Here is a 15,836-nt window from a genome sequence, read left to right as displayed (position 1 = left end):
AAGCAGGTTTATACATTTAAATAGTTCATGAAAGAATCGTAACGCTCCTGCGATCCATCATCAATCTGGGTGTTATTGTATACCTCTTTAACCAGATAATCATATCTTTCGAAAGCGGCTACCAATGAAGTAATTTCTGTTTTATTTACTTTGAGCGTTACCTCTAAACGCGTAGAATCTTCGAAAGAATTTACATACGAAGAGAGCACCTGTGTATTATCGGCTTCAACAATCTGGGCAATGTGGGCCAATGAATTATCGCGGTTACCGATTTCCAGAACAATAATTCCGCCTGCCTCATTTACGGCATACTGTTCGGCCATGGCATTCACCATACTGATTACAGGGATTAAACCGGCATAGTTTTTATGCTGATCCAAAACCGGAACGGCTGTTAAATTTAACTGGTTGAACAACCGGAGTACATCGTAAGCATGAGCATTACTAAACACAAATACATGAAGTATGTTTATGGCATTATCGCTTAGAAGCGTATCGTGATTAACAATGTTCAACAAATCATCTTCAGATACCAACCCCAATAAACTCCCCTCGTTAACAACCGGCAAATGCTTTAGTTTAAAATCGTTCATACGATCTAAAGCTTTCTGTACCGTGTCATCGGCGCTTAATGATGGAATTGCATCTGATATGATTTCTGCTGCAAACATTTACTTTAACAATATTCTATCTAAAAACTTTTCTAAAAATGCATTAAATATCTGTGGGTGTTCCATCATAGGCGCATGCCCGCATTTATCAACCCAGTTTAATTCGGAGTTAGGCAACAGTTGGTGAAATTCTTCTGCCACTTCCGGTGGTGTAACCTTATCGTTTTTGCCCCATATCAATGAAACCGGTATGGTAATTTTGGAAAGGTCTTTAGCCATGTTGTGGCGTATTGCCGATTTTGCCATGGTCAAAATACGGATCACCCTTGATCTATCGTTAACTGTTTTAAAAACATCATCAACCAGTTCTTTGGTTGCTGTTGCAGGGTCGTAAAAAGTAAACTCTACTTTTTCCTTGATATAATCGTAGCTCTCTCTACGCGGGAAAGACCCTCCAAAAGCATTTTCATATAAGCCAGAACTACCTGTAAGTACCAACGCCTTAACAAACTCCTGATGTGCCACTGTAAACACTAAGCCAACATGACCGCCAAGCGAATTGCCGATAAGCACTACCTGGTTTAAATTTTTATATTTTAAAAAGCGGTGAAGATATCTTGATAATGCTTTTACGCCCAATGTTAAAATAGGCAGTTCGTAAATTGGTAAAATTGGAATAATTACCCTATAACGATCTTTAAACTGTTCTATAACCTGTTCCCAATTGCTGAGTTCGCCCATTAGGCCGTGTAGCAATACCAGTGTCTCGCCTGTTCCAGCTTCAATGTATTTAAATCCGTCTTCTTCTTTTATCGGGTAAGTCATATCTATTTTAGATGGTATTGTAATACTAAGTTAGTAGAGTAAAATTAAATTTATGCATTTATCAGCCATTTTTCTGAAATAAAATCGAAAACGGTATAAAAACGTCTTTTGCAAAGCGTAAAGCGATAAGCGTCGGCGATTGTTAACCTTCTTCCTTTAAACTTTTACCGCAATTAAGCGAGTTTTTCTTTAACTATCTCTGCAATTAATTTACCATCAGCTTTACCGGCAAGTGCTGCATTTGCCATCCCCATTACCTTACCCATATCTTTAACCGATGTGGCGCCAGATTGTTTGATTACCCCTTCAATAATTGAGGCTACCTCTTCCCTGTCTAATTGCTTTGGCAGGAATTGATTAATTACCTCAATTTCCTCGTTTTCTACCTGATATAAGTCTTCCCGGTTTTGTTGCTTATAAATATCAGCCGATTCACGGCGTTGCTTAATCAGTTTCTGAAGAATTTTAATTTCCGCCTCTTCTGTAATTTCTTCTGAAGACCCTTTTTCTGTTTTAGCCAACAGTAAAGCTGCCTTTATTGCTCTTAAGCCTCTTAACTGTGCATTATTTTTAGCCAGCATGGCTTTCTTAATTTCCTGATCTATTGTATTTGATATCATTTTATTTTAATCGTTAATCGGTTAATTGTTCAAATCGGTTAATCGCGGAACCCATAGTCCTAAAACCTAATTTGTTCTTTTGCAGTTGGTTATTTTTTCAAACCGGTTAATTGTACAGTTATCAATTTAAACAGTTTCAAAGGTTAGTCGCCTGAGCAGTTAACCAATTTATACAGTTTACACAGTTAACCTAACTAACCTCTATTTACTATCGTTGCGGTAGCCTGTGCAGTTGGCATAATGAGCATGTCGTTGATATTAACATGTTTTGGCCTGCTCACAACGTACCAGATGGCATCGGCAATATCATCGGCAATTAGTGGTTCCAGGTTTTCGTATACCTTTTTTGCACGGTCTTCATCACCTTTAAAACGCACCACCGAAAATTCAGTTTCTACCATTCCCGGATTAATTTCAGTAACCTTTATGCCATGGGGCAATAAATCGATACGCATGCCTTTGCTCAAAGCATCTACCGCATGTTTACTGGCACAATATACGTTTCCGTTTGGATAAACTTCTTTACCGGCAATAGAACCAATGTTGATAATATGTCCTGACTGATTGGGAATCATCCAATTGGAAACAATTTTAGTTACATAAAGCAAACCTTTCACATTGGTATCAATCATGGTGTCCCAATCATTTGTGTCACCTTTATCAATAGGATCTAAACCCTGGCTTAAGCCCGCATTGTTGATCAGAACATCAACCTTTTTCCATTCTGCTGGCAAGGCCTCTAAAGCAGTCGTGAGGCTTTCATTATTGCGAACATCAGACAAAACCTGCTGAATGTCAATGGCATATTTAGCTGCTAAATGATGAGCAATTTTGGCCAAACGATCATTTCTGCGGGCCAGTAATATCAGGTTGTAACCTTGCTGAGCAAATGTATGGGCACAAGCTTCACCAATACCAGAGGTTGCACCTGTAATTAATGCTATTTTAGACATTTCTATGAATTTTAAGTCTCGGTAAAGCTTTTTAAAAAAAGCTTTAATTACCTATACCAACAAAGGTAAGTTTTTTTGGATTGCCTGACTATTGAAAAATCAAACTGAATGTTAATTGACGTAATTTCAACTTATCTATCGGATTGGCATAAACGGTATTGTCATGCTGCAGCAAATCGTTAGCCGAATAGGAGAGTTTTATTTCGGGCGACATTTTAAAATACTCAAAATAAATATCAAAACCAATACCTGTTTCGTACGACAGGTAATTCCTTTTATTTTTTAAAAACTTGTTTACGGCTGCTTCTCCTTCATCGAAGGTTTTCTTTTTCGAAGCGATATCAATTGAATATTTAGCTCCGCCAAGCCAATACACCCTAAAATTATTCAACCGGTTCGATTTAACCTTTATGCCTAAGGGAAATTCGAACATGGTTGCCTGTACTTTCTTGTCAACTACTGTCTGGAAGTTTTTAGTTTGCCCGTTGCCCACATCAATCGGGGCCATAGGCTCATACTCATAAGTGACTACCCGATCACTAAAAATAAGCGAAGGTGTTGCACGGATATCAAAGTTGTCTGATATCATTCTGTTCATCACAAACCCTAACCCAAAGCCTTGAGACGGAGCACTGGAAATAGCATTTAAGTTTGGAGTAATTGGAATGCCCGAATTTGGATCATATGATGGATCAAGCGCGTTTGGCACTTCATAAAAAGGCGATCGCCAATTCGGCTTTTTATGAATTTTGTATTCGGCCGATATGTACTGAAAATTAAAACCAAAACTCCAGTCTTCATCATCTATCCCCCCGCCCCAGTTTTGCGCAAAGGTGGCTGTAGAGACCATCAAAAGTGAAAGAATGAAGCTTAATTTTCTGATCATTTAGTTCCTACATATATCGAACTTATTCCAAACGTTAAGATTCTTTGTTTGGTACTTTTAAACCCAACTTTTTCCATCAGGCTGGTAAAATCCTCTCCGTCTGGGAAAGCGGCTACCGATTCTGGCAGATAAGTATAGGCCCTATGGTCTTTCGAAAAGAGTTTTCCAAAAAAAGGCGTTACCTGCTTAAAGTAAAAACTATACAACTGTTTTACCGGAAAAACTTTTGGTTTCGAAAATTCCAGAATCACCATTTTACCGTTGGGCTTTAATACCCTGTACATATCGGCTAATCCCTTTTCAAGATTTTCGAAGTTGCGCACCCCGTATGCGCAGGTAATGGCATCGAACGTATCGTTTTCAAAATGCAGTCCCTCAGAATCGCCTACCTGAACAGTAAAAACTTCATTTAAAACACGTTCATTAATTTTCTTCCTGGCCACGTCTAACATGCCTTCCGAGATATCAACACCAATTACGCGTTCCGGATGAAGCTTTTTTATGGCCTCAAAAGCAAAATCACCAGTTCCGGTGGCCACATCAAGTAAAGTTCTTGGATGGATAGATACCAGTTCTTTAATGGCTTTTTTGCGCCATAACACATCAATCCCTAAAGAAAGAAAATGGTTTAAAAAATCGTAAGTTCCAGAAATGTTGTTGAACATGGTTGCAACCTGCTCTTTTTTAGTTGCATCTTCTACCTGGTATGGAGTAATATTCTGATTCATGATATGAAGCAAAGATAGATAAAAGTCGGGAGTCTTTAGTCCGGAGTCCCAAGTCTTTGGTGCAAAGTATTCACCGTAGTGTCAAAAATCAGATTAAAGAACATCAGTTTGTACTTCCGACTTCGGACTTCGGACTTCGGACTCAAAACCATACCTTTGTACTATGATTATCAAAACGGCAACATTTGTTTGCAGCAACACACAGATTTCGGCATTACCGGCACCACTTATGCCTGAATATGCTTTTATTGGCCGCTCTAATGTGGGTAAATCTTCATTGATCAACATGCTGGTTAATCAACATGGATTGGCCAAAACTTCTCAGCGCCCCGGAAAAACACAGTTGATTAATCACTTTTTAGTTAACGAAGCCTGGTATATTGTCGATTTGCCGGGTTATGGTTATGCGAAGGTTTCTAAAACCAGCAGAGAGAAATGGGAGAAATTTATCCGGGCATACATCACTAAAAGAGAAAGCTTACAATGCGTTTTTGTTTTGATAGACAGCCGTTTAGATCCGCAGGGAATTGATATTGAATTCTGCTACTGGTTAGGTGAAAAACAAATTCCCTTTTCGCTGATTTTTACCAAAGCAGATAAACAAGGGATGACTACCACCCAGAAAAACGTTGCGGCCTTTAAGAAAAAGCTGGGCGAATTTTTTGAAGAAATTCCAGCTACTTTTATCACTTCTGCTGAAAAAGGAACCGGAAAAGATGAAGTTTTAAACTTCATTTATGAGGTAAATAAAGATTTCGTCGTTCCGACAGACTATAAGAAGTTTTAAACATTTTCCAGTCTGCTGTACACAATTTCAGTTTAACGTCTAAAATCTGTGTAATCAAATAACTAAAATCTGCGTAATCAGATAATCTGTGTCATCATCTTTAAAAAATGAAAAAATACTTTTCACTCGTATTATTCGCTCACTCTGTTTTTGCGCTGCCATTCGCCATGATCGGTTTCTTCTTGGGCGTAACTACAACAGAAAATCCATTTTCATGGTATAAACTTATTCTGGTTTTGCTTTGTATGGTTTTTGCAAGAAATTCGGCCATGGCTTTTAACCGCTACCTCGACCGGAATATTGATGCGAAGAACCCAAGAACCAAAATGCGCGATATCCCGGCAGGAAAAGTTTCGGCCAATGAGGCACTTACTTTTGTCATCATCAATTGCCTGCTATTTGCCATTACCACTTATTTTATTAATCCACTTTGTTTCTATTTATCTCCCGTGGCCTTATTTGTGGTTTTGTTTTATAGTTACACCAAACGTTTCACTGCACTTTGCCACCTGGTATTGGGCCTTGGACTCGCCCTTGCCCCTATTGGTGCCTATATTGCCGTAACCGGACATTTTGCACTGGTGCCTGTACTTTACTCGTTAACTGTATTGTTCTGGGTAAGTGGGTTTGATATCATATATGCCCTTCAGGACGAAGAATTTGACCGAGAAGAAAAATTACATTCCATCCCATCGGCACTTGGCATTAAAAATGCTTTGAATGTTTCTGTGCTATTGCATATACTTTCGGCTGCCTGTGTTATTTTGCCTGTGTTTTTTTCATCCTTTAGCTGGGTTTATTACGTAGGTATTGTGTTTTTCTGTTCAATGCTTGTTTATCAGCATTTACTGGTAAAACCAAATGATATCAGCAAAGTAAACAGGGCATTTCAAACCTTAAACGGTTATGCATCTGTAGTGTTTGCTATATGCTTTTTAATAGACGCGTATTTAAGACATAAATAATTGAGTGAATGATTGAATTTTGAATGAGAGATTATAACATTGCGTCATAAAACCATTCACGCCTTCAATCATTCCCATATTAAATAATTAATTACTATGATCACTAAGAAACCAAGAACATATATTCCTCAGGAACTGAACATTACCTGGGAAAATTTAGCACCACTTTTTACTGAACTGCAAAACCGCGAAATAAAAAGTACCGTTGAGTTAGAGCAATGGTTAAAAGACCGTTCGGAACTGGAAGCTGCCCTGGAAGAAGATTTTGCCTGGAGATACATTAAAATGAGTTGTGATACGGCGAATGATGAATTGGTCAAAAACTTCCAATATTTTGCGACGGAAATTGAGCCAAAGATCTCTCCGCTATCGAACGAACTGAACAAAAAATTTGTCGAAAGCCCGTTTATGGATGATCTGGACAAAGAAAAATATTTCGTGTACAGTCGTGCCATTAAAAAAGCCTTAGAACTTTACCGCGACGAAAACATTGAACTCTTTACCGAGCTTCAGGTAAAACAGCAAAAATACCAAAGTATTACCGGCGCCATGAGCGTGGAGTTAAACGGGCAAGAGTATACTTTAGAGCAAGCCTCTATTTTTATTAAAGATTTAAACCGCGAGGTACGCGAACATGCCTGGAAGACGATCCAGCAACGCCGTTTGGTTGACAAAGATGATTTAAACATTTTGTTTGATGAGCTGATCAGGCTGCGCAATCAGGTTGCCTTAAATGCAGGCTTTGAAAACTACCGCGATTATATGTTCCAGGCATTGGGACGTTTCGATTATACCCCACAGGATTGTTATGATTTTGCCAATGCAATTGAAAAGGAAATTGTCCCGATTTTAAAAGAACAGGCCGAAAAACGTAGAGAGGCACTAGGCTTAGAAACGCTAAAGCCCTGGGATCTGGAAGTTAGCGTAAGTGGTAAACCAGCCTTAAAACCGTTTAGCAACGGCGAGGAACTGATTGATAAAAGCATTGCCTGCTTTAATGCCATTGATGAAAAACTGGGTTCAAAATTGGCTACCATGAAAGCCAATAATCTTTTTGATGTAGAGAGCAGAAAAGGTAAAGCACCGGGCGGTTACAATTATCCACTGGCCGAGACAGGGGCACCATTCATCTTCATGAATTCGGCCAATTCTTTACGCGATTTGACGACTATGGTTCACGAAGGTGGCCATGCCATCCATACTTTTTTAACCGCAAATTTAGAGCTCAATGATTTCAAACATTGTCCATCTGAAGTAGCCGAACTCGCATCTATGAGTATGGAGTTAATTTCAATGGACAAGTGGGATGTTTACTTCGATAATGAAGAAGATTTAAAGCGTGCCAAAAAAGAACAGTTGGCCGACGTTTTAAAAACATTGCCCTGGGTTGCGGTAATTGACCAGTTTCAGCATTGGATTTACACCAATCCTAACCATACAGCGGCCGACCGTGAAGAGACATTTAAACAGATTTACAGTCGTTTTGGTGCCGGGTTTGCCGATTGGACAGATCTGGAGCAGCAATTCGGAAACGTATGGCAAAAACAACTGCACTTATTTGAAGTTCCATTTTACTATATCGAGTATGCAATTGCCCAGTTAGGTGCCATAGCCGTCTGGAAAAACTATAAAGAAAATCCGGAAAAAGCTTTAGCACAGTATCTGGAAGCACTTTCTTTGGGTTATACCAGACCTATAAACGAGATCTACGAAACTGCAGGAATTAAATTTGATTTCAGTGCTGAATATGTAGAAGAACTGGCCGGTTTTGTGAAATCGGAACTTGAAAAGTTAGGATAAGGAAAGGTAGAAGGTTTAAAGATGGAGGTTAGAAGGCTTCCCTTCAATATAAATATAATAAGGGTCGTGGTATTTACCACGACTTTTTTGGTTTATAACCACGGATAAAAATGATGAACACAGTTTAATACTTACCTAGTCTTAGCTTCTCGCTAAGACCTGATTGCAGTCCTTTGCCACGGAAACACAGAAGACACAGAAACTAAACAATAATGCAGAACCGCCAATGTATTTAAATGATGTTTGGGCAACTAAAGTCAATTTTATCCGATTTCCTATACCTTAAGCTTAATTCTTTTAGTTTGGTGTACGGATGTTTTAAAGACGCTTCGACTCCGCTCTGCGTGACAATCTATACCTGGTCTTAGCGCCCCGCTAAGACTCGATTGCAGTTCTTTGCCACGAAACATAACTGGCACGGAACCACAATCTTCGAATAGATGATCAAAATCAGTAATTATTTGCTGTACACCGCTGAATAGTACAGATGGAATGGATTGCCTTTTGGAAAAGGATAATTATTTTTATCCAAAACTTTCTAAAAGGATTTTACTAAACTATACCTCACAGGCTTTGCTCTTCAAAAAAATAACTTTACATAGATGCATATAATCATTAATCTACAGCCTGATCCTTTTTGCTGATCCTAAGAATCACAAACATCACTAAAACCGACAGCAAGATCATGATCAGATAACTATAACTCAGGTTACGTTCATCTTTTGCGGGGATCAGATTTACAATTCCGTAGCTTAAAAATGATACAATTACATATGTAATGCCTCCCGTTAATCCACCTGCAATGCCTGCATTTTTCGGGAATTTGCTCAGGCAAAAAGTAAAGTAATTGTTAAAGGTAAAACCAGCCCCTATATGAATCAAAAAAGCGAAGAAAATTAACGACCAAAGGTTGGAAACAAAATTTAAGCTTACGATCATTAAAGCTACAAAAACGACCTGCAACAGCGAGTTGATCATTAATCGTTTAAAGAAGGGCCTGTTGATGGTGGCCTTGCCAATAAAGCCCCCAACCATCCACGCAAAACCTAAAAACAACGAGCTGTAACCGGCAATAACGGGAGAGAACTTAAAATGGTGTTCGATAATAAACGGACCGGTCATGTTGTAAACCATCACCATACAATAGGCTAGACCTAACATTACAATGCCTAAAGTAAAACTGGGTGTTTTAATCATTTTGATATAAATGCCTGTGATCTTTTTCAGCTGAAAATCGGTAAAATGCTTTAGGGTTTCACCACTGAACAGCAACTCCAGTAAAGCAAAAACGAGGGCGAAACCAGCCAGGAAATAGAAATTAGATTCCCAACCAAATACCGTTTGAAGGTAACCGCCTATAAAAGGTGCTACAATTGGCCCGGTAGACCAAATGATGGAAAACAGACTGAGGTAGTGTTTTAATTGATTGCCTTCAAAAAGATCAACAAAGTATGCCCTTTTGGCTACTACAATTGCGCCTACAGTAAGTCCGTGAATAACGCGCATCAAATAAATAAGGTAAATGTGATGTGTTGTAGCAATGACTATACTTGCTGCTGCAAAAATCAATAACGAGTACAGGCAGATTTTGTACCTGCCAAAGCTATCAAGCACGCTCCCGATAAAAAGCTGTGCAACACCATAACTAATTAAAAAGATGCTTAAAGTAAGTTGAACCTGAACACTGCTTACCTGCATTTCGCCTGCCATTGTTGGTAAGGAGGGGATATAAATATCGGTAGCAAAACCCGATAATGGAATTAAGGCAAAGGCCAGTATAGTGGCCAGGCCCTGGTGACGCTCTTTAATATATTTTATTTTTGTGGTATCAGCATTCATCTTAATATTGTTATCGTAAAAAATGGTCAGATTAAAAATCTAATTAATAGCGCATATTGATCTGATTGATTTTCGGCAACAAACTTAGCACTTTTAACCAGCGTAAAATTTTACCAATCAACCAAAGGCCAATTCAAGGCAAATAATTTTAAATTTTGACTTTAACCCCATAAACAGGCTTCTTTTTCGCTGCATTTTAGTCGTGTGATGGTATAGTGTATTGAAAATTATATCTTGCTTTAAACGTTTTTAGCCAAACTTTTTATAAGTTTGAGCAAACAAGCAAACAAAAGATGTTCGAAAAGCTATTCAGAAAGAAATCTATTTCCAAGATATTACAAGATGCGGCAAAAGGCTATGGCGATCATGAAAATACACTACATAAAACACTCGGTGTACGCGATTTAACAGCTTTTGGAATTGCAGCGATTATTGGAGCGGGCATTTTCAGTACGATTGGCAAGGCAAGTGCAGATGGCGGCCCTGCAGTAATCTTTTTATTTATTTTTACCGCGGTTGCCTGTAGTTTTGCGGCCTTTGCTTATGCAGAGTTCGCATCAATGGTACCTGTTTCGGGCAGTGCCTACACTTATTCTTATGTAGCCTTTGGCGAACTGGTGGCCTGGATTATTGGGTGGTCGCTCATTATGGAATATTCCATTGGTAATATCACGGTAGCCATCTCCTGGTCTGATTACTTCACCGGGTTACTTTCCACGATCAAAATACCTCCGCTCGGCATTGATGGCATCCACGTACCTGATTGGATGACTATGGATTATTTAAGCGCCTACAACGGCCATCAACATGCCGAAGCGCTATTAGCCGCAGGCAAAAACCTGGCAGATTTGGACCCGGCTACAGCCCTGGCCAATAATGCCTGGCTTACAGCCCCAACTATCGGTGGTTTTCATATTGTAGCAGATATTCCGGCTCTTGGCATCATTATTTTGATTACCTGGTTAATTTACCGCGGTATGAAAGAAAGTCGCAATGCCAGTAACGCTATGGTGGTAGTTAAGCTAGCAGTAATTCTTTTGGTTTTGGCGGTAGGTATATTTTATGTCGATACCAAAAACTGGAATCCATTTGCTCCAAATGGAGTTTCAGGTGTTTTAAAAGGCGTTTCAGCGGTATTTTTCGCCTACATCGGTTTCGACGCCATATCCACAACAGCTGAAGAATGTAAAAATCCTCAACGCGATTTACCGCGTGGAATGATGTGGGCGATTATTATCTGTACCCTTCTTTATGTAGCAATTGCATTGGTTTTAACCGGTATTGTTAAATCAGATACTTTAGCTGTTGGCGATCCGTTAGCATTTGTTTTTGACCAGATTGATTTGAAATTAATGAGCGGTATTATTGCCGTAAGTGCGGTATTTGCAATGGCCAGTGTACTTTTGGTATTTCAGATGGGTCAACCAAGGATCTGGATGAGCATGAGCAGAGATGGATTGCTACCGAAATCTTTTTCGAAAATCCATCCGAAATACAAAACACCTTCATTTGCAACCATAGTAGTAGGTTTTGTAGTAGCTGTACCATCATTGTTTATGAACCTTACCATTGTGACCGATCTCTGTTCTATCGGGACGCTCTTTGCTTTTGTATTGGTTTGCGCAGGGGTTTTAGTGTTACAGAACAGGCCCGACGTTCAACGTGGAAAATTTAAAATACCTTATGTAAACAGTAAATTTATTGTTCCATTTGTTTTAATTGGTGCCTTGATCTTCGCATTCACCAAATTTGGTAAAGAAACCAAAGCATTCTTTTTCAATTCACCTAAAACCATTCAAACCGTAACTTTTGTTACCTCCTTAAGTGGCGATGAACTTAAAATTGTTAAAGAAGAAATTGTTAAAAATGCTGCGCCACAGATTGTACTGGCCGAGAAAGTAGATGCAGAATCTTACCTGAGTGCATTACCAGCTGATCGTTATGAACAGTTTATTTCTGCCTCTAAAGTTCCCGTAGAGAAAAAATACGAAAGCGGCTGGGGTTTATTTAAGCATAAAATTCCGATGTGGATTTTCTTAATCATCTGTGTAGTAATAACTTACTATTGCATTACCAAAAACTTATCGTTGATTCCGGTTTTGGGCTTAATTAGCTGCTTATATATGATGTGCGAGCTTGGTATTTCAAACTGGATTGGCTTTGGTATCTGGCTGGTAGTAGGCTTGGTGGTTTATTTTGCCTATGGGTACAAGCATAGTAAATTGGCAAATCCAGAGGTTTAAGTTATAGATGAATGATATGACAATTTTTGAGAAAATAGAGAAACATCAGGAAGATAAAAACTATGTCAAAATTAAAAGAGACGTTGGTAATAAATCTTACATACTTTCTCACGGTTATATCTTAGATCACTCATTTGATTTCGTTTTCCTTAAAGTGAACGATGATTTTCTGTTTAACGGATTTACCATTTTTCCAATATCTTCTATTACCAAGATCAGACACAACAACTATGATCAATTTTTCGATTCGATAATGGAACAGGAGGGACAGAAAAAGCTGATCGAAATGCCTTATCAATTTGATCTGGAGAGTTGGGAAACTATATTCAATTCCATTAAAGACACAAATTTAAACTGCACGGTAGAAAATGAAAACGATAAAAGATTCTTTTTTAAAATTGGGGAGATTGTAAAAGTAAAGAAACGAAGTTTAAAGATTTTGAACTTCGATCCTGCGGGTTATCTGGATGATAAACCGACCAAGGTAAAATATAAGGAAATTTCTGCTGTAGGCTTTGATGATCACTACACCAACACAATGACCAAATACTTAAGGAAAAAGCAGTAAATTATTACTTAATAACCTATACATTTTTCTAGAATTTATTTCGGCCTATTTTATTCAAAAAAAAAGCAATTACCTCGGTTGGTGAGACACCAACCGCCCCCCTTCATTCTATCGGTCGGTGTCTCACCGACAGAAAATAATTTGATGTTAGTCATTATATCTGTATATTGTATTAGGTTGTCCCTGCACCTCAAATATGAAATGAACAATGCATATCTTTTACAAAAGACAGGGACAAATGGATTACAACTATCCATACTTTTATACTGATACCATCTGCAATTTTGCTCACTTATTAAGTGATGACAATCTAAAAATGATTATCATAAATTCGCTGAAATTTCTAGTCGATCAAAAACTTATAGAAGTTTACGGTTACGTCATCATGCCTAATCATATCCATTTAATTTGGAACATCCTCAAATTAAATGGAAAAGAATCTCCAGCTGCGAGTTTTACTAAATTCACAGCGCACCAATTTAGAAAATATCTTTTGGTTAATAGTCCGATGCTCATAAATCAATATCGATCTCAAAAGAATGATAGAGTTTTTCAGTTTTGGAAAAGAGATCCGCTAGCTATTCCATTAAGTAAAGAAAGCATTTGGATACAAAAATTAGATTATATACATGATAATCCGATTAAAGAAAAATGGAACTTATGCAAATATCCTGAAGATTATAAGTGGAGTAGTGCAAACTTTTATGAAACTGGGATTGATCAATTTAAGATACTGACACATTTTAGAGATTAATTGTTTCGGTTGGTGGGACACCAACCGATAGATGTGGAATGAGGATAAGTTTTATTGAAAAATGAGAAGTCCTCCTTCTTTGACAGAAAGAGGATTATGTTACTTCTTCTTTAGAAATGCCAGAGAGGTGATCATCACGAGGCCTAATCCAGACGCGATCATGTAGCTATTCGCATGATCAAAGTGGTATATCTTGGCTGCGGGACCTGCTATAAATAGCACAGTACCCAAAATCAACAATGCTGTTCTCATTGCTTACACTGGTAATCTATGCAATTCAATATCATCTGGTGTAACAAAAATTAACGGAACTTTCTCTACATCCACATAACTGCTATCCAGACCAAAACTTCGCTCTTCAGATAAACTTAATTTTTTAAGGATAAAATAATAATCCATAATCTGCCTTTCATAGAAACTCAGTTTAGTAAACTTCGATAAATGCTTTTCTAACAGTACAAATCTGAAATCACCCGCAATTTTATGCTTGTTTAAAGAGGTGTACTGGCTGGTAATGTCGATCTCTCCATTTTTCACCAACTCCTCAACCACTTTACGGTATAATAAATTTACCCGTTGTTCAATCCTGAAACCTAGCCTGAAGTCAATCCTGATCAATTTACCTGGGATCAGGAATTCAACCTTATAGTCCATCGTATACGGCTCATCCATTACGTCAACATGCACCAGCCAATACACATCAGCACGTTTTGGCTCTTTTTGGATAATGGAATAAATAATTTTCGACTCAATTTCTGTTTTGAAGTTGGCACTGGTTAAATAAACCAACTGTGAGGAGTATTTGGGAACAGATTCATCACTGCTCAATTCGGTTAAAATCTCATAGTAATCTTCTATTTCGACATATTTAACGAAACGGTTTTTAATTTTACGCGCTACAAACCAGCTCCACATTACCGTAAACAATAAAGAACCAATCATTACCGTTACCCATCCGCCATGTAAGAACTTGGTTAAATTACTGATCAAAAATGTGCCCTCAATAATCACATAAGTAAAGAAAAATAAGGCAATTAAATATTTCGGAAAACGCCTGCTTCTTAAATAAAAGCTCACCAGAATTGTTGTCATCAGCATGGCAATGGTGATGGACAAACCATAAGCGGCATCCATTTTTTCTGCCTTTTGAAACAACAGTACGATACCACAGCATCCAATCCACAACATCCAGTTGATCGATGGCACATATAACTGGCCCTTTGAAACTGATGGATAAATAATTTTAATTTTTGGCCAAAGGTTTAAGCGTACCGCCTCTGCAATTAGGGTAAAAGAGCCACTAATTAAAGCCTGGCTGGCAATTACCGCAGCCATTGTAGCCAATATCACCATCGGAATTTGAAACTGACTCGAAACAATCTGGAAGAACGGATTCATTTTTGCGCCCGGAACATAACTGCCACTGTTCTGCAAAATCCAAACGCCCTGCCCTAAATAGTTTAAAATAAGCGTGAGTTTTACAAAAATCCAACTGATCCGAATATTATTTCTACCGCAGTGGCCCAGATCAGAATATAAGGCCTCTGCCCCGGTGGTACATAAAAATACACCGCCCAAAATTAAAAATGCCAGTTTATTGGTAGCTAATAGATGTATGGCATAATAAGGATTAAATGCCTTGAGAATACTAAAATCCTTGATTACATAAGATACGCCTACCACACCCAGTACCGCAAACCAAACAAACATGACCGGACCAAATAGTTTACCCACCATATTGGTACCGAACTGTTGAATAACAAACAGGATAGTTAAAATGGTGAGCACAATGGGAATAACCGGCACATCGAATTTATTGGTAAGCCCTTCAATGGCTGATGTAACGGTGATACTTGGCGTAATAATACCGTCTGCAAGCAAGGCACAGCCACCTACAACGGCCGGAACAACCAACCACTTTGCTTTTTTACGCACCAGAGAAAATAAAGAGAAAATACCACCCTCGCCCTTATTATCTGCCCTAAGGGTAATGATAACATACTTAACGGTGGTTTGTAAGGTTAATGTCCAAATAATACAGGATAAAACACCCAAAACATTTAACGGATTGATATCCTGCTTCCCTCCTAAAATTGTGGTGAAAATCGCATTTAAGGTATAAAGGGGTGATGTACCAATGTCTCCAAATACAATTCCTAAACTAATTAGAACACCGCCGGCGGTTAACGCGTTGACATTTTTATGATTTGACACTTCGTTGATTATTTAGTGCGGCAAAAGTAAACTAACTATAACA

At 38.3% G+C, this 15,836-nt stretch carries 14 protein-coding genes; 6 read left to right on the top strand and 8 right to left on the bottom strand.

The window, feature by feature from the left end; all coding sequences use genetic code 11:
• Positions 1-8: 8 nt before the first annotated feature.
• From DV942_RS19375 to ubiE, 6 genes are all read right to left on the bottom strand, one after another.
• Positions 9-671 carry a CBS domain-containing protein gene (locus tag DV942_RS19375; RefSeq protein ID WP_145860295.1) on the bottom strand — a complete coding sequence of 221 codons (663 nt, stop codon included), beginning with the start codon at positions 669-671 and terminating at the stop codon, positions 9-11.
• On the bottom strand, positions 672-1,436 hold the full coding sequence (locus DV942_RS19370) for an alpha/beta fold hydrolase (protein WP_090986078.1): 765 nt from the start codon (positions 1,434-1,436) through the stop codon (positions 672-674).
• A gap of 173 nt (positions 1,437-1,609) precedes the next feature.
• Complete coding sequence (locus DV942_RS19365; protein WP_145860293.1) at positions 1,610-2,056, bottom strand: GatB/YqeY domain-containing protein; 447 nt, start codon at positions 2,054-2,056, stop codon at positions 1,610-1,612.
• 194 nt (positions 2,057-2,250) lie between these two features.
• The gene (locus tag DV942_RS19360) at positions 2,251-3,009 is read right to left on the bottom strand and encodes an SDR family oxidoreductase (protein ID WP_145860291.1); all 759 of its coding nucleotides are present in this window, start codon (positions 3,007-3,009) and stop codon (positions 2,251-2,253) included.
• 88 nt (positions 3,010-3,097) lie between these two features.
• Positions 3,098-3,895, bottom strand: a complete 798-nt coding sequence (gene porT / locus DV942_RS19355) for a type IX secretion/gliding motility protein PorT/SprT (protein ID WP_145860288.1) — start codon at positions 3,893-3,895, stop codon at positions 3,098-3,100.
• Entirely contained in the window at positions 3,892-4,623 is a 732-nt protein-coding gene (gene ubiE, locus DV942_RS19350) for a bifunctional demethylmenaquinone methyltransferase/2-methoxy-6-polyprenyl-1,4-benzoquinol methylase UbiE (protein ID WP_186462350.1), read from the bottom strand. The genes porT and ubiE overlap by 4 nt, the downstream gene beginning before the upstream one ends.
• Positions 4,624-4,786: 163 nt before the next feature.
• Between ubiE and yihA the strand changes: the two genes are divergently transcribed.
• The 3 genes from yihA (at position 4,787) to DV942_RS19335 (ending at position 8,175) form a co-directional block, all read left to right on the top strand.
• Positions 4,787-5,410, top strand: a complete 624-nt coding sequence (yihA, locus tag DV942_RS19345) for a ribosome biogenesis GTP-binding protein YihA/YsxC (protein WP_145860286.1) — start codon at positions 4,787-4,789, stop codon at positions 5,408-5,410.
• Positions 5,411-5,517: 107 nt separating this feature from the next.
• The gene (locus DV942_RS19340; RefSeq protein WP_090986088.1) at positions 5,518-6,375 is read left to right on the top strand and encodes a UbiA-like polyprenyltransferase; all 858 of its coding nucleotides are present in this window, start codon (positions 5,518-5,520) and stop codon (positions 6,373-6,375) included.
• A 96-nt stretch (positions 6,376-6,471) separates the two neighbouring features.
• Positions 6,472-8,175, top strand: a complete 1,704-nt coding sequence (locus tag DV942_RS19335; RefSeq protein WP_145860284.1) for a M3 family oligoendopeptidase — start codon at positions 6,472-6,474, stop codon at positions 8,173-8,175.
• A gap of 615 nt (positions 8,176-8,790) precedes the next feature.
• On the opposite strand, the gene DV942_RS19330 is transcribed toward DV942_RS19335, so the two are convergent.
• Positions 8,791-10,014 carry an MFS transporter gene (locus tag DV942_RS19330; protein WP_145860282.1) on the bottom strand — a complete coding sequence of 408 codons (1,224 nt, stop codon included), beginning with the start codon at positions 10,012-10,014 and terminating at the stop codon, positions 8,791-8,793.
• Between the two features lie 293 nt (positions 10,015-10,307).
• On the opposite strand from DV942_RS19330, the gene DV942_RS19325 reads away from it, so the two are divergent.
• From DV942_RS19325 to DV942_RS19315, 3 genes are all read left to right on the top strand, one after another.
• Complete coding sequence (locus tag DV942_RS19325) at positions 10,308-12,257, top strand: amino acid permease (RefSeq protein ID WP_145860280.1); 1,950 nt, start codon at positions 10,308-10,310, stop codon at positions 12,255-12,257.
• Between the two features lie 16 nt (positions 12,258-12,273).
• Positions 12,274-12,825, top strand: coding sequence for a hypothetical protein (locus tag DV942_RS19320; RefSeq protein WP_145860278.1), 552 nt, complete (start codon positions 12,274-12,276; stop codon positions 12,823-12,825).
• A gap of 238 nt (positions 12,826-13,063) precedes the next feature.
• The gene (locus DV942_RS19315) at positions 13,064-13,579 is read left to right on the top strand and encodes a transposase (RefSeq protein WP_145860275.1); all 516 of its coding nucleotides are present in this window, start codon (positions 13,064-13,066) and stop codon (positions 13,577-13,579) included.
• Positions 13,580-13,834: 255 nt separating this feature from the next.
• Here DV942_RS19315 and DV942_RS19310 read toward each other — a convergent pair whose 3' ends face one another.
• A complete protein-coding gene (locus DV942_RS19310; protein WP_145860273.1) occupies positions 13,835-15,793 on the bottom strand; it encodes a KUP/HAK/KT family potassium transporter in 1,959 nt (652 codons plus the stop codon).
• Between the last annotated feature and the right edge of the window lie 43 nt (positions 15,794-15,836).

It is taken from the genome of Pedobacter suwonensis (assembly GCF_007833675.1).
Taxonomy (GTDB): domain Bacteria; phylum Bacteroidota; class Bacteroidia; order Sphingobacteriales; family Sphingobacteriaceae; genus Pedobacter; species Pedobacter suwonensis.
This window is presented reverse-complemented; position numbering and strand designations above follow the sequence as displayed.